Origin of the sequence: Gordonia soli NBRC 108243 (assembly GCF_000334455.1) — a bacterium.
Classification (GTDB): Bacteria; Actinomycetota; Actinomycetes; order Mycobacteriales; family Mycobacteriaceae; genus Gordonia; species Gordonia soli.
This window is the reverse complement of sequence record NZ_BANX01000020.1, coordinates 110,564-131,470: the sequence shown is the minus strand read 5'-3', so window position 1 is coordinate 131,470 and position 20,907 is coordinate 110,564. Positions and strand designations below refer to the sequence as shown.

Here is a 20,907-nt window from a genome sequence, read left to right as displayed (position 1 = left end):
AGGGAATCCGCGTCAGCTCTCGGAAGCGTCGAACGTCCGCGCCCGGAGGGAACGCGCGACCGAGTCGCGTCCCTCGGAGATCAGTCGGGCCAGCGCCGAGGGATGGTCCTCGGCGAGGAAACGGTCGGCCGCGGCCAGCCCCTCCTCGCTGATCGCCCAGCTCGGGTAGAGACCGATGACGACGGTCTGCGCGACCTCGCTGGAACGACGATCCCAGACACCCTGCACCGCATCGAAATACTTCTGCAGGTACGGATCGAGCAAGTGTCCCTGTCCGGATCGGGCGAATCCCCCCACCACCGCGCGGGTGTAGATGTTCGACAGCGAGTCGTCGTCCACGGCCTGCGCCCACGCGTCGGCCTTGGCCTCGGGGAGCGGACGTGATGCACGCGCCGCGGCGGCGATACGCGCGCCGGTGGAGGTGGCGTCCCGCTGCGCCTCGGCATCGATCACCGGCGTCGAGGACGGGTCGGTGTCGATGCTGCCCGCAGTTGCCAACGCGGTCACCAACTTCCAGCGGAGATCGGTGTCGACCGTGAGTCCCGGCAACCCGACGTCGGCGGGGTCGGAGCCCTCGTGCAGCGCGGTGACGACGGCGATCTCCGCCTCCGCGAGACGTCCGGCCAACAGGGTGTTGACGAACGCGAGCTGATGGTCCGAACCCGCGTCGGCCGCGCGTGCCAGTTCCAGTAGTCGGGCGCTGAACTGCGGCCAACCGGTCGTCGTGGCCCACTCGGGGTCGGCGTAGGCGTCCAACGCCGTGGTGGCCTGCATCAGCACCCGCTGCACCACGCCGATCTCGGCCTCCGCGGCGATCCCGCGCGCGACGAGTTCGACGAAGTCACGGGCGCGCAGTTCGGCCTGACGGGTCATCTCCCAGGCCGCGGACCAGATGAGTGTCCGCGGGAGCGGATCGGTGATGTCGCCGATGCGGGCGGTCGCGGTGGCCAGTGAGTCGGGATCGAGTCGGACCGATGCGTAGGTCAGATCGCCGTCGTTGAGCACCACGATGTCGCCACGGTGTACACCGACCAGATCCGGCACCTCGGTGCGCTCGCCCTCGATGTCGAGCTCCACGCTGTGCGCGAGTTCGATGGCGCCCGAACCGTTGTCGGCGTAGACACCCACGCGGAGTCGATGGACGCGCGTCTCCCCGGCCCCGGGGGCAGCGCCGTCCTGCAGGATGTCGAACGATGTGAACGTGCCGTCCTCGGCGAGCTCGAAGTGCGGACGGATCACGTTGATGCCGGTGGTCTTCAGCCACTGATCGCCCCAGTCGGACAGATCCCGGCCGGATGCCTTCTCCAGTGCCGACAGGAGATCGCCGAAGGTGGCGTTGCCGAAGCTGTGAGCGGCGAAGTAGTCGCGCAGACCGGCCAGGAAGGGCTCGAGGCCGACGTAGGCCACCAACTGCTTGAGCACCGAGGCGCCCTTGGCGTAGGTGATCCCGTCGAAGTTCACCTCGACAGCGGCGATGTCGGGGATGTCGGCGGCCACCGGGTGGGTCGACGGCAACTGGTCCTGGCGGTAAGCCCATGACTTCTCGACGTTGGCGAAGGTCGTCCACGCGCTCGTGTACTCGGTGGCCTCGGACTGGCAGAGGACCGAGGCGAAGGTCGCGAAGGACTCGTTGAGCCACAGGTCATCCCACCACTGCATGGTGACGAGGTCGCCGAACCACATGTGGGCCATCTCGTGCAGCACGGTCTCGGCCCGACGCTCGTACTGCGCCTTGGTGACCCGGGAACGGAACACGTAGTCCTCGAGGAAGGTCACGGCCCCGGCGTTCTCCATGGCGCCCGCGTTGAACTCGGGGACGAACAGCTGGTCGTACTTGCCGAAGGCGTACGGGACGCCGAAGTTCTGGTGATAGAACCCGAAGCCCTGCTTGGTCTCGGTGAACAGCCGATCGGCGTCCATGTGCTCGGCCAACGATGCGCGGCAATAGATCCCGAGCGGGATGGTGCCGTGGTCGTCGGTGTAGGCGTCCGTCCACTCGGCGTACGGCCCGGCGATGAGTGCGACGAGGTAGGTGCTCAGCACCGGGGTCTCGCGGAAGCGGTGCACACCGGGTTCGGCAGCCAGGTCGTTGACGACCGGCGAGTTGGAGATGACCTTCCAGTCGGTCGGTGCCGTGACGGTCAGCGTGTAGGTCGACTTGAGATCGGGCTGATCGAAGCACGCGAACATCCGCTTCGCGTCGGCGGTCTCGAACTGCGAGTACAGATACACGGCGTCGTCGGTGGGGTCGACGAAGCGGTGGAGGCCCTCGCCGGTGTTCGAGTACGCGGCGTCGGCGACGACCGTGAGCTCGTTGCGCTCGGCGAGGTCGGGGAGTGGGATACCGACCGACTCGTCGAAGGTCGAGACATCGAGTTCGGTTCCGTTGAGGGTTGCCGAATGCACGCGCGGAGCGACGAGGTCGACGAAAGTCTGCGACCCGGCGGTGGCGGTGAAGGTGATCGTCGTGGTCGATCGGAAGGTGTCGGTCCCCGGGTGGCCTGCTCCGTCGGTGAGGTCCAGGTCGATGACGTAGGACTCGACGTCGATGAGGGCTGCACGTTCGCGGGCCTGGTCTCGGGTCAGATTGGGAGCAGTCACGGTCGCGTCTTCCCGCCTCTCGTTTGCCATGGTGTCCGCCGATCGGCGGGTGTCCGGCGCCAGCTTATCCACTTCGGCGTCGGCGGGAATGTCCGCGGCATCGGCCGGTTGTACTCAGCGGACCGCATCGCCGTCGTCCGGCGGTACGGTGACGAACAGACCATCGCGCGGCCGGCGAACACACAGCCGCGTGGCCCCGACGAGAGGACAGTTGAGATGGCCCGACGAGATCGCGTGGACTTCTGGTTCGACCCGCTGTGCCCCTGGTGTTGGATCACGTCGCGCTGGATCCTGGAGGCCGAGCAGGTCCGGGACATCGACGTCAACTTCCACATCATGAGCCTCGCGGTGCTCAACGAGGGCAAAGACATCCCCGAGGACTACCGCAAGGGTCTGGCCCAGGCGTGGCGTCCGGTCCGGGTGATCGCCGCCGCAGCCGCTGCGAAGGGTGACGAGATCCTGGCCCCGCTCTATGCGGCGTTCGGGACGCGTATCCACAACCAGGGCATCAAAGATCTCGACCAGGTGATCAGCGAGTCACTCGCCGAGCTGGATCTCGATCCGTCACTGGCGGCAGCAGCCGACTCCGAGGAGTTCGACGAGGCGATCCGGAAGAGTCATCACGAGGGCATGGACAAGGTCGGTGACGACGTCGGCACGCCGACGATCCACGTCAACGGTGTCGCCTTCTTCGGTCCGGTGCTGTCTCGCATCCCGCGCGGCGAGACGGCGGGAACCGTGTGGGACGGTGCGGTCGCGTTGTCGTCGTACCCGCACTTCTTCGAGCTCAAGCGCAGTCGCAACGAGGATCCGCAGTTCGACTGACCTGCAACCGAAGAGATGGTGATCGTCGGCCGCCCGGAACCGCCGGGCGGCCGACATCGTCGGGCAGCGGTGACCGTCGAGAGGCGCCCGGACGCCGGATGGTCGAGCGCGCCGTCAGAACTTGGGAGGCATCTCCAGTCCGTTCGGCAGGCTGCCCTGGGCGGTGGTGACCGGATGCGGTGGCGGCGGAATAGGTACCACGTTGCCGCTGCCGACTCCGCGCACGATCTGCTTGGGACGCAGGAACATCGCGCCCGCGCGGGTGCGGTCACGCAGGGCTGCCGCCCGCCACGTCAGGACGGGGTGGGTCGCCAGCGCGTTGACGACGAAGACGAAGAAGCCCCGCTCATGCGTGGCGCGGTCGGCGAACTGATCGAAATCGATCGCCGACAGCATGTACTTGCCGGCGGACAACACCCCGATCGCGCCCCTCGAACCCGACGGCTGGGAGTAGTAGCCGAAGTTGTCGGCGGTGTACTCCTGAGACCGCGACAATGCCGAGCCGAGGAGCGGTACGTACATCCCGACCGTCGTGGTGAGTTGCCGCCAGTAGGACGTGTGACCTGCGGCGATGTGGCCGATCTCGTGCGAGATGATGAACCTCAGCGCGTCGGGATCGCGTGCCTCGCCACCGATCTCGAACAGATCCGAGTAGACGACCACGTACCGCCGGAACCCGTGTCCGGAGGCGAAGGCGTTGATCTGGCCGTTGCCGAGCACCACGTAGGCGTCGGGGACGTACTCGAGTCCGTACCGCGCGGCCGCCTCGACGACCATCCGATGACCGGCCGGGAACTGACTCGGCGTCATCTGTACGCCACTGGTCCGCGGAGTCGCGTACGTGACACCGCGGATGAACAGCAGTAGCAGCGGCCCGAACAGGACCCCCAGGAACAACTGGTTGAGACCGCCGAACGCGACCAGCGCGATGACCACGACGTACCCGAACACCGTGATCGCGATGACCAGGATCAACAGGGGGATCTCCCACGGGTGTCGATGGGGGTCCTGGGCGAACCGTGCCGGCGTCAGCCAGTGACGGCCGGCCACGGCGTCATGCTGGTCGGGGGCGGGGCCGGTCGGGTCCGCGACCCCGGGCACATTCGGTATCGGCGATCGGGCGTCCACGCGTCCAATCTATAGTGGCGCCATGCGTGTCTACCTCGGTGCCGACCATGCCGGATTCGAATTGAAGAACCAGATCGCCGACCACCTCAAGGCCGGTGGCCACGATGTCGTCGATGTCGGGGCGCACGTCTACGACGCAGCCGACGACTACCCGGCCTTCTGCATCGAGGCCGCTCGCCGCACCGTCGCCGACCCCGGAAGCCTCGGGATCGTGCTCGGCGGCAGCGGCAACGGCGAGCAGATCGCCGCCAACAAGGTGCCCGGGGCGCGGTGCGCCCTCGCCTGGAGCGTCGAGACCGCCCAGCTCGCTCGTCAGCACAACAACGCGCAGCTCATCGGCATCGGGGGCCGGATGCACACTCCCGAAGAAGCGTTCGCGATCGTCGATGCCTTTGTCACCACGCCGTGGTCCGACGAGGCCCGTCACCAGCGCCGTATCGACATCCTGGCCGAGTACGAGCGCACCGGCGATGCCCCGGCACTGCCGGAACAGGCCTGACCGGTAGGTCGTAGCAGTGCCCGAAGGGCATACCCTCCACCGGCTCGCCCGCCGACACCAGCGGATCTTCGGCGGCGAGACGGTGCGGGTCAGCAGCCCTCAAGGCCGATTCGCCGACGGCGCCGCCGAGATCGACGGCCTGGTGCTCCGCACGGCAGAGGCGTGGGGCAAGCACCTCGTCCACCGATACGGACCGGCACGGTCCGAGCGGATCGTCCATGTGCATCTCGGTCTCTACGGGGCGTTCACCGAGGTGCCGATGCCGATGCCGGCCCCCGTCGGTCAGGTGCGGATGCGTATCGAAGGAACCGACGCCGGGGTGGACCTGCGCGGTCCGACCGCGTGTGAGATCTTCACCCCGGCTGATCTCGAGGCGCTCGTCTCCCGGCTCGGACCCGATCCACTCCGTCGCGACGCCGATCCCGACGTCGCCTGGAAGGCCATCTCGCGGTCGAAACGACCGATCGGGTCGCTGCTGATGGACCAGAAGGTCATCGCAGGTGTCGGCAACGTGTACCGGGCCGAGGTGCTGTTCCGGGCCGGTATCGATCCGTATCGACGCGGCGATCGGATGACGCGCGACGAGTTCGACGAGGTGTGGGCGGATCTGGTCGCCCTGATGCGAATAGGTGTACGCCGCGGCCGAATCCACGTCATCCGGCCCGAGGACGACCACGGACCCGGCTCCTATGCCCGCGACCGTCCCCGCACCTACGTGTACCGCCGGGCCGGTGACGAGTGCCGGACCTGCGGGACCACGGTCCGGCAGGCCGACCTCGAAGGCCGCAACCTCTACTGGTGCCCGGTCTGCCAGACCTGAGCGGCCGTCCCGCCCCGGGCCGCCGACCGTACCAGTGGCGACCAAGCGACAACCTCAGTGAACTCTCAGCGTCGCACCGGTGCTGCTCTCACCTCGCGGGCGCATCCTGGGGACATGGACGACGACCGCACGACCGAGGACACCTCGTCGGGTACCGACTGCAGGCAGGTCATCACCGTGCTCGCGGTCGGCGGCACCGGCGAGTCCTGGAGCGCGGATCGTCGACGTCATGTCACCGGGATGCTCTCGGCGGTCACTCGTGACCTCGACGACCGGTTCCGGTCACGGTGGGTCGGCTACCCGGCCAGTTACGGCCCGTCACCTCGACCGGGTGGCATGAGTTACGCGCTCAGCGTCGCCGAGGGCACTCGGCGGCTGCGAGCGGCCTTGGCCGAGACGCCCGGTCCGATCGCGTTGATCGCCTACTCCCAAGGCGCGGTGGTGGTCCGGACCGCGATCCATCAGCTGGTGGCCGAGGGCGACGCGCGGGTCGACGACATCCTCGCCGTCGGTCTCGTCGCAGACCCCCACCAACCTGCCGGCGCCGTCGACGGTTGCAGCGGTTGGGGAGTCGCGGGTCCCGGCCTCGATCTACCGGACGATCTCCCCGTCCACTGGATCGGTGTGCCCGGCGACGTGATCTGTGATGCCCGGCCGGACTCGTTCATCCGCGACATCGCCGATCTCACCGGGTCGTTGTCCTTCGCCGCGCTCGGACACTGGTTGATCGCGATGGTGCTGACGCTGTTCCGCAACGACTTCCAGAACGCCCATCGAACGGCGATCAGCCCGCGGCAGTGGCGTCGCGATCTGCGGCGACTGCGGTCAGCGCTGCGTGAGGTCCTCGGGTATCTGCCGCCGGTCCTGGCCTGGCGGACCGTCCGCTGGCGCAATCGTGGAGGCGGACGCCACATCTCCTACGCGGTCGAGCAGTACCGCGCCGACTCCGTCACGGATGCCGGGACCACTGGCTGCGAGGTGCTCGCGCACTGGATCCAGGTCCAGGCGACCTTCTCGACATCCGCTGCCTCCTTCCGGTTGGCTGCCTGAGCCGGCCGGCTCAGGCGAAGAGCCACAGCCGAAGCGCCACACCCGAAGAGCTACTGTCGGGCCTGAATCGGCTGTCGCGCCGCGTGCTCGTCAGTCGGAGGCCGGGGGCACGCTGATGCCGAAGAGGCGGCGAGCATTTCCCTCGACGAACAGTTCACGTGCGGCGGGATCGTCGAAGCAGGCCAGGAAACCGGCGATGTCGTCGCGGGTCGGACGCTGGAACGGATAGTCGGTCGAGAACATCAACCGATCCGGGGTGGTGACATCGAGGACGTGTCGCAGGAGCACCGGATCGAGCATGCCAGAACAGGTGACGTGGATGTTGGAGCGCAGGTAGTCGTCCATCGGGCGTTCGAGACCTGCGACCCGACTCAGGCCGGCGATCCGGCTGCGCCAGAACAGGAGCAGTTCGCCCCAGTGCCCGAGGATGACCTGGAGATCGGGGTGACGATCGAAGGTCCCCGCGACGATCAGCCGTAGCGCGGCCTGGGCTGCCTCGAGATGCCAGCCCCAACCGAACGTGGCGAGTCCCAGATCCGTCACCTCGTCGAATCCTGAGTAGCTCGCGGTCCGCACTACGGCAGGCGGTATCTGCGGATGGATGAAGATCGGTGCGCGCAAATGAGCGGCCGCTGCACAGAGATCGTCGAATCCTCGGTCGTCGAACGGGATCCCGCGGGTGCGGCCGTACACCATCGCCCCGACGAATCCCTGCGCCACCGTTCGCTCGAGTTCGGCCACTGCGGCTGCCGGGTCAGCGGTGGGCAGGCAGGCCAGTGCACGGAAGCGCGTGGGATGCCGACGAACCGATTCGGCAGCGAGATCGTTCGCCATCGCACTCAACCGCACGGCCGATTCTCTCGGCAGCGGATGCGCCCCGGGCGGAGCCAGCGAGAGGATCTGCATCTCGACGCCCTGCGCGTCCATGTAGTCGATCCGCCGCGCGTCGATGTCGTCGAGTCGTTCGAGGTTGTCGCCCATCTCGTCCAGCACGATGCTCGGGTCCCCGACATCGAGAGGCAGTGCGCGCACCGCGTCAGTGAGAGCGGGGTGATTCCAATGCTCTTCTATCGCGATCAGTCCCATGTCGACACCTCGTTGCTCGGGATCACAGTGTGTGGTCGTCACTGCTGTCGAACTTAGGCCGGAGTCGGTCATGGCGCGGCGCGAAGTGGCGTGTGAGCGGGCAGCAATCTGCTCCCGCCAGGCGGCTCCTCGGTCCGACGGCCAAGCGGGTGTCTGGTCGATGATCTGTCGATGCGCGACCAGGTGAACGGCGTGTGACCGTCGGTGGGCGACCTCGGTGCATCGACTCCGTGACCCACGCTTCGAGTCGTGCGCGACACCGGCCTGGGTGACACTGAGGATGCCGTTCGTCCGGGGTGGTCGACCGGCGGCCTTTCGGGCGGACCTTCTCTGATCGGAGACATCCTCATGGAGCACTACGACATCGTCGTGATCGGTTCGGGTCCGGCGGGACAGAAGGCCGCGATCGCCGCGGCCAAACTCGGGAAGCGTGCGGCGGTAGTCGAGCGACGCGACATGGTCGGCGGGGTCTGCATCAACACGGGAACCATCCCGTCGAAGACCCTGCGGGAGGCGGTCCTCTACCTCACCGGTCTCAATCAGCGCGAGCTGTACGGGCAGTCGTATCGCCTGAAGAGCGACATCACGGTGACCGACCTCTCGGCTCGCACCATGCATGTCGTCGGCAAGGAGATCGACGTCATCCAGAGTCAGCTGGCACGTAACTCGGTTGCACTGCTGATCGGGAGCGCGCGATTCGTCGCCCCGGAGGAGATCGTTATCGAGGATGCGACCGGCGACCTCAAGCACATCAGCGCCGACAAGTTCGTGATCGCGGTCGGAACCCGTCCGGCTCGGCCGTCGACAGTCGACTTCGACGGAGCCACCGTCGTCGACTCGGACCAGATCCTGGGCATGGATCGGGTGCCCGCATCGATGGTGGTGGTCGGTGCAGGCGTCATCGGTATCGAGTACGCGTCGATGTTCGCCGCGCTGGGGTCGAAGGTGACGGTGATCGAGCAGCGGCCGTCGATGCTCGACTTCTGCGATCGCGAGATCATCGAGTCGTTGCAGTACCAACTCCGCGAACGGGGGGTGACCTTCCGCTTCGGCGAGACGGTGGAGACCGTCGAGAGCCATCCGTCGGGCACGCTGACGCTTCTCGCCTCCGGCAAACGGATTCCCGCCGACACCGTGCTGTATTCCGCCGGGCGGCAGGGGGTTTCGGACGAGCTCGATGTCAGTGCGGCCGGCCTCACCGCTGACCGACGTGGCCGGTTGTCGGTGGACGAACATTTCCGCACGGAGGTCGACCACATCTATGCCGTCGGCGACATCATCGGGTTCCCGGCACTGGCCGCGACATCCATGGAACAGGGACGTCGCGCGGCGTACCACGCATTCGGCGAGCCGGTCGGCGCCACCGATGTCGATCTGCAACCCATCGGTATCTACGCGATCCCGGAGATCAGCTTCGTCGGCCGGACCGAGGATCAGCTGACCGCGGACAACATCCCGTTCGAGGTCGGCGTCGCCCGCTATCGCGAACTCGCCCGAGGCGCCATCATGGGCGACTCGTACGGTCTGCTGAAGCTGCTCGTCCACGCCGAGGACCGAACGCTGCTCGGAGTACACGCCTTCGGCAGCAACGCTGCCGAACTGGTCCACATCGGCCAGACCGTGATGGGTCTCGGCGGGTCGGTGGACTATCTGGTGGACGCGGTGTTCAACTACCCGACGCTGGCCGAGGGATACAAGGTCGCGGCGCTCGACGCGGTGAACAAGATGCGGGCGATCGCGCGTGTTCGGGCCACCGGGAACGCACTCGACCTGGACTCGGCCGCCCCGGTCCCGTCCACCTGATCACCGGTCGGTCGAGTACCCCGCCCCGTGCCGACCGGCACCGAGTCGACCGACCGCAGACGGCCGCCCCATGAGGCGCCGAACCGAAGGCTCCGGACCAGGCACCCGCGAGCGCGGCACAGGGCGCCCCTGACAGCGACGAAGCCCCGGACGGAGAACCGTCCGGGGCTTCGTCGTGACGATCGGTGTCGTCAGAAGCTGGTGTCAGCTACCGGGCACGTACTTGGGGCCGATTGTGTTGCGCACCACGATCGGGGTGTCCCGCGGGATGTTGTCGTACACCCACTTGCCGTTCTCGGTGTTGACGTTGATGCAGCCGTGGCTCGCATTGCTGCGACCCTGCTGGGCAACCGACCACGGTGCGGCGTGGATGAAGATGCCGTCCCAGGACATCCGCGTCGCGTACTCGACGTACGTGCGGTACCCGTTGGGGGAGTCGACCGGGACGCCGTACGTGGACGAGTCCATGTACATGTCGCGGTACTTCTCCTTGGTGTGGTACACGCCGTTGGGGGTCGGGTGGTTGTCCGAGCCCATCGAGATCGGCATCGTCCGCGCGTACTTGCCGTTGTGCCACCAGGTGATCTGGTGGGTGTGATCGTCAGCGAGGGCGATCCAGCCGGTCGACGTCTTCACGTTCGGGATCTGCGGGCCGGCAGGCTTCTCCTTGGTGGTCTCCGGAGTCGGCGTCGGCGAAGGCGTCGACGGCGTCTGAGACGGGGGAGTGGGCAGACCGGGGATCGGCGGCACCTCGACGGGAGGCAGGCCGGGGATGACCGTGACCGGCGCGGCCGACGCGAGGGACGGCAGCGACACCATCACGGCGACGACGCCGAAGATGGTGGCGAGGAGACGTGCCGGTCCACGCCGCGTGCGGCGTGAGGGCTTAGTTGTCAGCACAGGAGTTCGTACCTTTGCAGTTGATGAATCGATGCGCATCCCCCGGAATGCGCTCGACCATCGTTACACAACCGTTGCCTTCGCTCCAAAGACCGGCGATCGAACAAACGGACAACTCTCGCCGGGTGTCTCACCGGTCGGCATTAACGCCGAGGTGGCGGGTGGTGGTGAACTCGTTGTGAGTCGCGTCACAAAAAACTGCGAGATGGCAAACCGCCCATCAAGAACGGTGTGCCATCTCGCAGCAGATGTGGTCGTCGGTGTGCGTCGGATCAGCAGTTGCTGGGTGCCGGACGTCCCTCGAACCGGTCCGTGAGGAAGTTCAGGGCCGGCAGCACGCCGATGGTCGCCGCGCTGAGATGGTCCGGCGACGGCGTCAGCAGGGTCTGCACCCGTGCACCCGCCCGGCAGTACCGGTTGATGGTGTACGTGATGGACGAGACCGGGATCAGCACGTCGGTCGGGCTGTGCCATTCGAAGATCGGCACGCGCGGGATGCCCGGGTACAGTGACAGGCTGTTCTCGGACACGACCCGGCGGGCTTCTTTGTTCTCGAAGATCTGCTCGCCGCCCAGTGCCACCTGCTTGGCGCTGTGTCCGGCGCCCACTCGCAGGATGTCGTTGGTGCATGCGTTGCGCAGCTCGCGGTACATCTGCCGGCCGAGGCCGGACAGGTACTTCTGGATCGGGATCTCCTTCGGGTACTCGCGGGAGAATCCGATCGCCGCGGCGAAGGCCAGGCCGAATGCGGGATGGGGATTGTTGTAACCCAGCCCCTCGGCCATCTTGATGAGGTTCATCGGGGCGCCTCCGTAGGCGGCACCCACCAGGTTCACATCCGGTGCGTACTTCGGGGCCAACGCGGCGGCCCAGGCCGCGGCCATGCCGCCACCGGAGTAGCCGGCCAGGCCGACCTTGCTCTTGCGTACGCCCGCGGGCGCGAACTTCTGCGCGGCACGGATGCCGTCGAGCGTGACCTTGCCGCCCAACTTCGCAGCGCCGTAAGCACTTCGCGGCCCGAGGTGGTCGGGGATCGCGATGGTCCAGCCCTGCTGCAGGACGACGTTGAGGGCCGGCGCCTCGCGGATCGCGAGGTTCGGGTCCTCGGTCCACAGCGCCTGCGACGGTGCGCATTGCAGCCCGGTGGCGTTGACGATGTGCTCGAACGACAGCAGCGGTCCGTTCGGCTTCTTGGTGGTCGGCACCAGCAGCGTCGTCACGCCGACGATCGGCTTGTCCTGCGAGTCGGTCGACCGGAAGGCGACCTGATAGGTGCGGACACCGACGAATGCCGGCGGATTCGGCTTGTTCCGTGCGCGGATGATGTCGCCGTTCTCGAGCTTGTCGAGATTGCGCGGCGCATCGTAGAACCGATCGCGCAGCGGCGTCGGCAGCGATACGTTGTCGGCGCTCGCGGTACCCGCGGCGGCCGAGATGAGGCCGGCGACCAGCGAGACGATCGCTGTGCCGACGACGGCACGTCGCCACGGCCGGCGCACGCCGGTAGTGGACCGTACCGTGGACAGATTCATGTGCGGACGTCGAACCGACACCACAACCCCCCAGTTCTGGCTGCGCTCGAAGACGAGCGCGGATGAGCCTCCCAACCCGGCTTATATGATGAGGCATCCCGCCGTGGTGTCAACTTCGACCCACCGATGCAGATCCGGGAACCTTGTGCAGGTCATCGGATGTTCATCCGAACGTGCTGCTTCCCAGGGCGTAGGGCGCATGGTCGCCTGGCGGACGAGCAGAGGTCGTCCTGCCGGCGCCCGGATGGCGGGTCGGTCGCTCTCGCCGTGCCCCCGGCTCAGGCGGGCAGGGGGTGGTCGGTGCGGAGGTGCCGCACCGGTTGGGCGCACGACTCGTCGCGGCAGACGAGCATGATGTCGACGCGCCCGGGACCGTCGGCGGCTGCGACCGCGACGTCCTTGCGCACGTACAGGTTCGCGCCGCAGGTGGGGCACTTGCGGGTGCTCTTGGACAGGCTGGTGGACATGAGGTCCACGGTACGCCGGATGTGGCGTGGATCACAGTCGTTGCGGAGGCGATTCCGAATCCCCGGCGCGCCCGGCGGCGTGCAGACCACAAAAGGGTCAGCCGGCGTGACGCCTGCTGACCCTGTGGAGCGGGTGACGGGAATCGAACCCGCGTAGCTAGTTTGGAAGACTAGGGCTCTACCATTGAGCTACACCCGCGTGTGCGCCGAGCCGGTCGGTGAGATCGGTTTTCCGCGTGCAGCACGGAACTGTACCCGGTGGTCCGACAATCGGAGAAATCGCCCGGTGCGACCCGGTGGACGGGGCTCGGCGGACGCGTCGAGTGCGCATCGGGGGCGTCGAGTACCCGGTTGGGTGACGCCGACGCAGCCACGTACTATGTGGCGTTGGCCCTGCTCTGCGACCGTGTGCCCCTGTGGCGCAGCGTGCGGCGGGTCCACGGGATGTGGCGCAGCTTGGTAGCGCATCCGCTTTGGGAGCGGAGGGTCGCAGGTTCAAATCCTGTCATCCCGACTCGTCCGGCGACCCCGAGAAGTCCCGCAGACGACCGGAGACTTTCGGACCCGATCCCCCAGATATAAGGAGCACGAGGCGTGAAGAGCACCGTCGAGCAGCTGAGCCCGACCCGAGTGAAGCTCAATGTGGAAGTCCCCTTCGAGGAGCTGTCCGGAGACTTCGACCGGGCCTACAAGTCGCTGGCCCAGCAGATCCGGATCCCGGGCTTCCGTCCGGGCAAGGCGCCCGCCAAGCTCATCGAGGCCCGCGTCGGCCGCGACTCGGTGCTCGCGCAGGTCGTCAACGACGCATTGCCGGGCAAGTACTCCGAGGCCGTCACCGAGGCCGACATCAAGGCGATCGGCCAGCCCGAGATCGATCTGGCCGAGCTGTCCTACGGTGAGTCGATCACCTTCACCGCGGAGGTCGACGTCCGTCCCGACGTCACGCTGCCCGACTACTCGACGTTGGCCGTCGAGGTCGACGCCATCGAGGCCGACGAAGCGGCCGTCGACGAGCAGCTCGAGGGTCTGCGCGCGCGTTTCGGCACCTTGGTCGGGGTCGATCGCGGTGCCCAGGACGGCGACCACGTGTCGATCGACCTGAGCGCGACCATCGACGGCCAGCCGGTCGAGGAGGCCTCGACCGAGGGCCTGTCGCACGAGGTCGGTTCCGGTCAGCTGATCGACGGCCTCGACGAGGCACTCGTGGGTCTGAAGTCCGGTGAGAGCAAGGTGTTCACCACCAAACTCGTCGCAGGCGACCATGCCGGTGAGGATGCGGACGTCTCGGTGACCGTGCACTCGGTCAAGGAGCGCGAGCTGCCCGAGGTCGACGACGAGTTCGCGCAGCTGGCGAGCGAGTTCGACACGGTCGCCGAGCTCAAGGAGAGCCTCGCCGAGCGGGTCGCGCAGTCGAAGAAGGTCGAGCAGGCCAACGCGATCCGCGACGCCGTCCTCGAGAAGCTGCTCGAGACCGTCGAGATCCCGCTGCCGGAGAAGGTCGTCGAGGGCGAGATCGAGGGCCAGCAGCACCAGATCATCCACGCACTCGGTCACGACGACGAGCAGCTCGCCAAGTTCCTCGAGGCACAGGGCAAGACCCGCGAGGAGTGGGACGCCGAGGCCCGCGAGGAAGCCGAGAAGTCGGTGCGCACCCAGCTCCTGCTCGACGCGATCGCCGATCAGCAGGAGACCGAGGTCGGCCAGGACGAGCTGACCCAGCAGATCCTCTTCCAGGCGCAGCGCTACGGCATGCAGCCGCAGGAGTTCATCCAGCAGTTGCAGAACGCCGGACAGGTCGGCGCCGTGTACGCCGACGTCCGCCGCGGCAAGGCGCTCGCGAGCATCGTCGGTGACGTGAGCGTCACCGACTCGTCGGGGGCCACCGTCGACACCGCCGAGTTCTTCGGCGAGGCCGAGGCCACCGACGAGACCGGCGACTGACGATCCCCTTCGCGGACCGCGGGTCGCCGAGACCCGCGATCCGACGAGCCGACAGCCGGTGCCGGAGTCCCGGCCCGGCTGTTCTGCTCTCAGCGAAGCGGGGTGTCATCGGGACTGCGGTGACACCGGCATTGGTTAGTGTCGGTGAGGACATCACCAACCGATGATCGCTGCCGGACGAGGCAGCACCTCGGTGGCCGACCGGATCGTCACGATCACGGTCGCACCCAAGAGCACGACATGCAGTCAACACGACAGGCAAAGGTAGGAACCGTGAGTGAGCCGACCATCCACACACCCACGATGAGTTCGGGTGTGGCCGGGCTGAACCTGACCGACTCGGTGTTCGAGCGCCTTCTCCGCGAGCGCATCATCTTCCTCGGCACCCAGGTCGACGACGACATCGCCAATCGTCTGTGCGCGCAGATCCTGTTGCTCACGGCCGAGGACCCGACTCGCGACATCAACCTCTACATCAACTCCCCGGGTGGTTCGGTCACCGCGGGCATGGCGATCTTCGACACCATGCAGCTCGCCGAGTGCGATGTCGCCACCTACGCGATGGGTATGGCGGCCTCGATGGGGCAGTTCCTGCTCGCCGCCGGTGCAAAGGGCAAGCGGCATGCGCTGCCGCACGCGCGGATCATGATGCACCAGCCCTCGGCGGGCATCGGTGGCACGGCTGCCGACATCGCGATCCAGGCCGAGCAGTTCGCGGCCACCAAGAAGGAGATGAACCGGCTCAACGCCGAGTTCAGCGGGCAGCCCCTGGAGAAGATCGAGGCGGACGCCGATCGCGACAAGTGGTTCACCGCATCGGAGGCCAAGGACTACGGCCTGGTCGACCACGTGATCAGCCGACCGTGAGCAACCTCGGATCGTCGGAACGTTCCCACAACCCCACGGAGCAGCAGATGAGCACTTCCCTTCCCGCCGGAACGGCACCCGAGGTCGCCGCCGGAATCCCGGCATCGGCCCTCGCCCTGCGCAGCATCGAGGCGCGCTACATCCTCCCGCAGTTCATCGAGCACACGCCGAACGGACAGCGTCAGTACGACCCCTACGCGAAGCTGTTCGAGGAGCGCATCGTCTTCGTGGGGACGCCGATCGACCAGACGGTCGCCAACGACGTGATGGCGCAGCTGCTGGTGTTGGAGTCCCAGGACCCCGACCGCGACATCACCATGTACATCAACTCGCCCGGTGGCAGCGTGCCCGACATGCTGGCCATCTACGACACGATGCAGTACGTACACAGCGACATCGTGACCGTCTGCCTCGGCGAGGCGGCCTCGGCGGCAGCGATCCTGCTCGCCGGCGGTACCCCGGGCAAGCGTGCGGCGCTGCCGAACGCGACCATCCTGATCCACCAGCCCCGCACCGGTGGCGCCTATCAGGGGCAGGTCTCCGATCTCGAGATCCAGGCCGCCGAGATCGAGCGCATCCGCAACCGTCTCGACGAGATCCTCGCGCGCCACACCGGTCAGGAGCCGGCGAAGATCCGGAAGGACACCGACCGCGACAACATCCTCACCGCCGAGGCCGCGAAGGAGTACGGAATCGTGGACGAGGTCTTCGAATACCGGAAGAAGTCCTTCCGCAAGGCATGACGTCCGATGGCGGTGTCCGAGCCCGAACACGCCGAGCGCGCTTGCGTCGGTTGCGGGCCCGGAACCGTCATCCTTGACCCCTGATCTGTTGCACGAAACTGCCGCGCGACATTTGGGCTTATCGGTCGAAGATCGGGCGGCACCCGGGTACCGTCGGATTATTGGGCGATCCGGGTGTTGGTCGGCCACCCGTGGTCGGCGGGCGGCCGGGGTGGTGACGGCAGATCGAACGGTCGAGGAGTCAGGAAACGGGCGACTCGGCAGATCCGGCGACTAGGAAGTAGGTACAGCACGCGATGGCACGTATCGGAGATGGTGGCGACCTGCTGAAGTGCTCCTTCTGCGGCAAGAGCCAGAAGCAGGTGAAGAAGCTCATCGCCGGCCCCGGGGTCTACATCTGCGACGAGTGCATCGACCTGTGCAACGAGATCATCGAAGAGGAGCTCGCCGAGACCGGCGACGTCAAGCTCGACGAGCTGCCCAAGCCCGCCGAGATCCGTGACTTCCTCGAAAATTACGTCATCGGGCAGGACACCGCCAAGCGCACCCTCGCGGTCGCCGTCTACAACCACTACAAGCGCATCCAGGCGGGGGAGAAGAAGGACTCGCGGACCGGTGAGACCGTCGAGCTCGCCAAGTCGAACATCCTGATGCTCGGCCCGACCGGCTGTGGCAAGACCTACCTCGCGCAGACGTTGGCGAAGATGCTGAACGTGCCCTTCGCGATCGCCGACGCCACTGCGCTGACCGAGGCCGGCTATGTCGGTGAGGACGTCGAGAACATCCTGCTGAAGCTGATCCAGGCCGCCGACTACGACGTCAAGCGCGCCGAGACCGGCATCATCTACATCGACGAGGTCGACAAGATCGCCCGCAAGAGCGAGAACCCCTCGATCACCCGTGACGTGTCCGGTGAGGGTGTCCAGCAGGCGCTGCTGAAGATCCTCGAGGGAACGCAGGCGTCGGTGCCGCCTCAGGGCGGACGTAAGCACCCGCACCAGGAGTTCATCCAGATCGACACGACGAACGTCCTGTTCATCGTGGCGGGCGCCTTTGCAGGGCTGGAGAAGATCGTCTCTGATCGCGTGGGCAAGCGTGGAATCGGCTTCGGCAACGACGTCGCCAGCAAGGAAGAGGTGGACGTCGTCGACCACTTCGCCGAGGTGATGCCCGAGGACCTGATCAAGTTCGGTCTGATCCCCGAGTTCATCGGCCGACTGCCGATGATCGCGTCGGTGACCAACCTGGACAAGGAATCGCTTGTGAGCATCCTGTCCGAGCCGAAGAACGCCCTGGTGAAGCAGTACACCAAGCTCTTCGAGATGGACAATGTCGAACTCGAGTTCACCAAGGACGCGCTCGAGGCGGTCGCCGACCAGGCGATCCATCGTGGCACCGGTGCCCGTGGTTTGCGCGCCATCATGGAAGAAGTCCTGCTCCCGGTGATGTACGACATCCCGAGCCGTGACGACGTCGCCAAGGTCGTCGTGACAGGGGAGACCGTCAGCGACAACGTGTTGCCGACGATCGTCCCGCGCAAGGACCGTCGCGACGAGCGACGCGACAAGAGCGCCTGACGCACCCAGTTCTCGATCGCGAACGCGCATCCGCCCATCCCCGGGCGGGTGCGCGTTCGCCGTCGGTCGGTGTGATCGGCCGACCGCGACGGTTCAGTCGACCGCGGGTTCCAAGCGGACGATGATCGCCTTGGACACCGGGGTGTTCGACCGGGCCGCGACGGCCCCCAGGGGAACCAACGGGTTGGTCTCCGGGTAGTAGGCGGCCGCGTTGCCGGTCGGGGTGTCGTAGGCGACGATCGTGAACCCGTCGACCCGCCGCTCCTCCCGGCCCCGCGGACCGTCGAACTCGGAGATGATGTCGACCCGCTGCCGGTCCAGGAACCCCAGGGCGGCGATGTCGGCCGCGTTGACCATCACCACCCGTCGATCGCCCGAGATGCCCCGGTATCGGTCATCGTGACCGTAGATCGTGGTGTTGTACTGGTCGTGGCTGCGCAGGGTCTGCAGAACCAGACGTCCGGGCGGAGTCCGGACCCAGTCGAGTGGTTCGGCGGACAGATTCGCCTTGCCGTTCGCGGTGGTGAACTCCCGACGGTCCCGGGGCGGGTGAGGAAGCACGAACCCGTCCGATTGGCGCACGCGGATGTTGAAGTCCTCGAATCCGGGGACGACCCGCGAGATGTGGTCTCGGACCGCGTCGTAGTCACCGCGTAACCGCTGCCAGTCGACGGAGTGAGAAGTGCCGAGCACTGCCGTCGCCAGGTCGCAGATGATGGCGACCTCACTGCGCAGCTCCGTCGACGCCGGCTTCAGCGATCCGCGGGACAGGTGAACCACCGACATCGAGTCCTCGACCGAGACCTGCTGTCGGACACCGCCGGTCACGTCGCGGTCGGTGCGACCGAGGGTCGGCAGGATGAGAGCGGCGCGGCCGGTCGCCAGATGCGACTCGTTCAGTTTGGTGCTCACGTTGACCGTCAGTGCGCAGGACGCGAGCGCAGCGGCGGTGGCGGCCGAATCCGGTGCGGCCGAGACGAAATTGCCGCCCATCGCCACGAACAGCCGGATCTCGCCGCGCTGCATCGCCTCGATCGACGCCACCGTGTCGTGGCCGTGGTCGCGGGGACTGTCGATGCCGAATTCCCGGTCGAGTGCCGAGAGGAACGACTCCGGCATCTTCTCCCAGATGCCCATGGTGCGGTCACCCTGGACGTTGGAGTGTCCGCGCACCGGACACAGACCTGCGCCGGGCTTGCCGATCATGCCGCGCAGCAGCAGGACATTGGTGCCCTCGGCGATCGTCGCCACCGCGTGGCGATGCTGTGTGAGTCCCATCGCCCAGCACAGGACCACGCGATCCGAGGTGGCGATCGCGGTCGCCAGGTCCTCGATCTGAGCCCGGGACAGACCGGTGGCCGTGACGATCTCGTCGAGGTCGACATCGGCGAGCACGTCGAGGTACTCGTCGAGTCCGGCGCAGTGGGCGGTCAGGAAGTCGTGATCGAAGACCGTTCCCGGAGAGGCGTTCTCGGCATCGAGGAGCAGCTTGGCTACACCGCGGAACAACGCCATGTCGCCGCCGAGGCGGATCTGCAGGAAGTCGTCGGCGAGGCGCGTCCCCTGGCCGACCACCCCACCGACCTTCTGCGGGTCCTTGAACCGCATCAGACCGGCCTCCGGGAGCGGGTTGACCGCGACGATGCGCGCACCGTTGTGCTTGGCCTTCTCCAGCGTCGACAACATCCGTGGGTGATTGGTGCCCGGGTTCTGGCCGGCGATGATGATGAGATCGGCGACCTCGAGGTCGGGGACGGTGACCGATCCTTTGCCGATTCCGATCGCGTCACCGAGTGCGGTGCCCGACGATTCGTGGCACATGTTGGAGCAGTCGGGCAGGTTGTTGGTGCCCACGCTGCGGGCGAAGAGCTGGTAGAGGAATGCGGCTTCGTTGCTGGTCCGCCCCGAGGTGTAGAAGACCGCCTCGTCGGGGGTGGTCATCGCCGCGAATTCGGCCGCGATGAGCCGATTGGCCTCGTCCCAGTCGACCGGGCGGTAGTGGGTGTCGCCGGGAGCGAGATACATCGGATGGGTGAGTCGTCCCTGCTGAGACAGCCAGTACGACGACCGGGTCCGCAGGTCGGCCACCGCGTGGTCGGCGAAGAAGTCCGGGCCGACCTGACGCGTGGTCGCCTCCTCGGCGACGGCCTTGGCGCCGTTCTCGCAGAACTCGGCATGCTTGCGGTGCCCGGGTGTCTCCGGCCATGCACATCCCGGGCAATCGAAGCCCTCGCGCTGGTTGAGCTTCAGCAGAGCGCGGGTCGTGCGAACGGGTCCCATCTGTTCGAAGCCTCGTTTGAGAGCCACCGCGACGGCCGGGACCCCGGCGGCGTAGTGCTTGACGTGACCGATGTGGACGTCCTCCGGCTCGGCGATCGAGTGGTCGTGCCCATGGTCTGAGTGCGTCATATGTCCATCTTGCTCCCAACCCGGGGCCGTGTCGCACAGACTGGTGCCATGTCGGAACAGAGCAACGAATCAGCACTCGCCGGGATCGTGATGGCCGGTGGTCAGTCGGTCCGCATGGGAAGCGACAAGGCAGCACTCGACTGGGACGGTCAACCGATGCTCGGCCGGATCGTGTCGGTGGTCGGGGAGCGGTGCGAGCAGGTGTTCGTGGTCGCCGCGGAGTCGTCGCCGGCCTATCGGCTGCTCTACGGCTCCGGCGGCCCCGCCGCCCGGTGGGTCACCGACGAGGTCCCCGACACGGGACCGCTGGGTGCCTTGGCGGCAGGCCTGTCTGCGGCCGGCGCGGCCGGTGCCGAACTGGCCTTCGTATGCGCCACCGACATGCCGTTGATCGGCACCGAGCTGATCGACGAACTCGTTCACGGGGTCACGCCGTCCACCGACGTGGTGATCGCGCACGATGCGTCCCGGGATCACCCGCTGGCCGGTGTGTATCGGACCGCGGTCGCCCCCAGACTCCACGAGCTGGTGGCGGCGGGCGAGCGGCGCCTGCTGGGCGCGTTGGAGACCGTGTGCACCCATCGGGTGACCGTCAGCGACCTCGACTGGCTGACCAACGTCAACGCGCCGGAGGACGTGCATCGCCTGCGGGTCTGACC

The 20,907-nt window shown here is 67.0% G+C and carries 17 protein-coding genes and 2 tRNA genes; 11 read left to right on the top strand and 8 right to left on the bottom strand.

Annotated elements, in window-relative coordinates:
- Positions 1–12 precede the first annotated feature (12 nt).
- Positions 13–2,601 carry an aminopeptidase N gene (pepN, locus tag GS4_RS14410; RefSeq protein WP_040510601.1) on the bottom strand — a complete coding sequence of 863 codons (2,589 nt, stop codon included), beginning with the start codon at positions 2,599–2,601 and terminating at the stop codon, positions 13–15.
- A gap of 216 nt (positions 2,602–2,817) precedes the next feature.
- Here pepN and GS4_RS14405 point away from each other — a divergent pair, with 216 nt between their 5' ends.
- Positions 2,818–3,426: a mycothiol-dependent nitroreductase Rv2466c family protein gene (locus GS4_RS14405; protein WP_007621769.1), complete on the top strand. Its 609-nt coding sequence runs from the start codon at positions 2,818–2,820 to the stop codon at positions 3,424–3,426.
- A 114-nt stretch (positions 3,427–3,540) separates the two neighbouring features.
- Here GS4_RS14405 and GS4_RS14400 read toward each other — a convergent pair whose 3' ends face one another.
- Positions 3,541–4,554 (bottom strand): M48 family metallopeptidase, encoded by a 1,014-nt coding sequence (locus GS4_RS14400; protein ID WP_007621768.1) that lies wholly within the window; start codon positions 4,552–4,554, stop codon positions 3,541–3,543.
- A gap of 22 nt (positions 4,555–4,576) precedes the next feature.
- On the opposite strand from GS4_RS14400, the gene GS4_RS14395 reads away from it, so the two are divergent.
- From GS4_RS14395 to GS4_RS14385, 3 genes are all read left to right on the top strand, one after another.
- Positions 4,577–5,053, top strand: a complete 477-nt coding sequence (locus tag GS4_RS14395) for a ribose-5-phosphate isomerase (protein ID WP_007621766.1) — start codon at positions 4,577–4,579, stop codon at positions 5,051–5,053.
- 16 nt (positions 5,054–5,069) lie between these two features.
- A complete protein-coding gene (locus GS4_RS14390) occupies positions 5,070–5,873 on the top strand; it encodes an Fpg/Nei family DNA glycosylase (RefSeq protein WP_007621763.1) in 804 nt (267 codons plus the stop codon).
- 114 nt (positions 5,874–5,987) lie between these two features.
- Positions 5,988–6,923 (top strand): PE-PPE domain-containing protein, encoded by a 936-nt coding sequence (locus tag GS4_RS14385; protein ID WP_007621761.1) that lies wholly within the window; start codon positions 5,988–5,990, stop codon positions 6,921–6,923.
- A gap of 90 nt (positions 6,924–7,013) precedes the next feature.
- On the opposite strand, the gene GS4_RS14380 is transcribed toward GS4_RS14385, so the two are convergent.
- Positions 7,014–8,009, bottom strand: a complete 996-nt coding sequence (locus tag GS4_RS14380) for an amidohydrolase family protein (protein WP_007621760.1) — start codon at positions 8,007–8,009, stop codon at positions 7,014–7,016.
- A 348-nt stretch (positions 8,010–8,357) separates the two neighbouring features.
- Between GS4_RS14380 and sthA the strand changes: the two genes are divergently transcribed.
- Positions 8,358–9,812: a Si-specific NAD(P)(+) transhydrogenase gene (sthA, locus tag GS4_RS14375; RefSeq protein WP_007621758.1), complete on the top strand. Its 1,455-nt coding sequence runs from the start codon at positions 8,358–8,360 to the stop codon at positions 9,810–9,812.
- Positions 9,813–10,016: 204 nt separating this feature from the next.
- Here the strand turns inward: sthA and GS4_RS14370 are convergent, their stop codons facing one another.
- The 4 genes from GS4_RS14370 to GS4_RS14355 all read right to left on the bottom strand — a co-directional run bounded on the left by GS4_RS14370 (position 10,017) and on the right by GS4_RS14355 (position 12,910).
- Positions 10,017–10,712: a L,D-transpeptidase gene (locus tag GS4_RS14370; RefSeq protein ID WP_007621757.1), complete on the bottom strand. Its 696-nt coding sequence runs from the start codon at positions 10,710–10,712 to the stop codon at positions 10,017–10,019.
- A 272-nt stretch (positions 10,713–10,984) separates the two neighbouring features.
- On the bottom strand, positions 10,985–12,244 hold the full coding sequence (locus tag GS4_RS14365) for a lipase family protein (RefSeq protein ID WP_007621756.1): 1,260 nt from the start codon (positions 12,242–12,244) through the stop codon (positions 10,985–10,987).
- 278 nt (positions 12,245–12,522) lie between these two features.
- Positions 12,523–12,711: a hypothetical protein gene (locus GS4_RS14360; RefSeq protein WP_040510598.1), complete on the bottom strand. Its 189-nt coding sequence runs from the start codon at positions 12,709–12,711 to the stop codon at positions 12,523–12,525.
- 125 nt (positions 12,712–12,836) lie between these two features.
- Positions 12,837–12,910: transfer RNA gene (locus GS4_RS14355), tRNA-Gly, on the bottom strand.
- 241 nt (positions 12,911–13,151) lie between these two features.
- Here GS4_RS14355 and GS4_RS14350 point away from each other — a divergent pair.
- From GS4_RS14350 to clpX, 5 genes are all read left to right on the top strand, one after another.
- Positions 13,152–13,225: transfer RNA gene (locus GS4_RS14350), tRNA-Pro, on the top strand.
- 80 nt (positions 13,226–13,305) lie between these two features.
- On the top strand, positions 13,306–14,652 hold the full coding sequence (gene tig / locus GS4_RS14345) for a trigger factor (protein ID WP_007621749.1): 1,347 nt from the start codon (positions 13,306–13,308) through the stop codon (positions 14,650–14,652).
- A 273-nt stretch (positions 14,653–14,925) separates the two neighbouring features.
- The gene (locus tag GS4_RS14340) at positions 14,926–15,519 is read left to right on the top strand and encodes an ATP-dependent Clp protease proteolytic subunit (protein WP_007621748.1); all 594 of its coding nucleotides are present in this window, start codon (positions 14,926–14,928) and stop codon (positions 15,517–15,519) included.
- Positions 15,520–15,566: 47 nt separating this feature from the next.
- Positions 15,567–16,262 carry an ATP-dependent Clp protease proteolytic subunit gene (locus tag GS4_RS14335; protein ID WP_007621747.1) on the top strand — a complete coding sequence of 232 codons (696 nt, stop codon included), beginning with the start codon at positions 15,567–15,569 and terminating at the stop codon, positions 16,260–16,262.
- Positions 16,263–16,558: 296 nt separating this feature from the next.
- Complete coding sequence (gene clpX, locus GS4_RS14330; protein WP_007621746.1) at positions 16,559–17,839, top strand: ATP-dependent Clp protease ATP-binding subunit ClpX; 1,281 nt, start codon at positions 16,559–16,561, stop codon at positions 17,837–17,839.
- 93 nt (positions 17,840–17,932) lie between these two features.
- Here clpX and GS4_RS14325 read toward each other — a convergent pair whose 3' ends face one another.
- Entirely contained in the window at positions 17,933–20,248 is a 2,316-nt protein-coding gene (locus tag GS4_RS14325; RefSeq protein WP_007621744.1) for an FdhF/YdeP family oxidoreductase, read from the bottom strand.
- 48 nt (positions 20,249–20,296) lie between these two features.
- Here GS4_RS14325 and GS4_RS14320 point away from each other — a divergent pair, with 48 nt between their 5' ends.
- Positions 20,297–20,905, top strand: coding sequence for a molybdenum cofactor guanylyltransferase (locus GS4_RS14320; RefSeq protein WP_007621733.1), 609 nt, complete (start codon positions 20,297–20,299; stop codon positions 20,903–20,905).
- Positions 20,906–20,907: the final 2 nt, after the last annotated feature.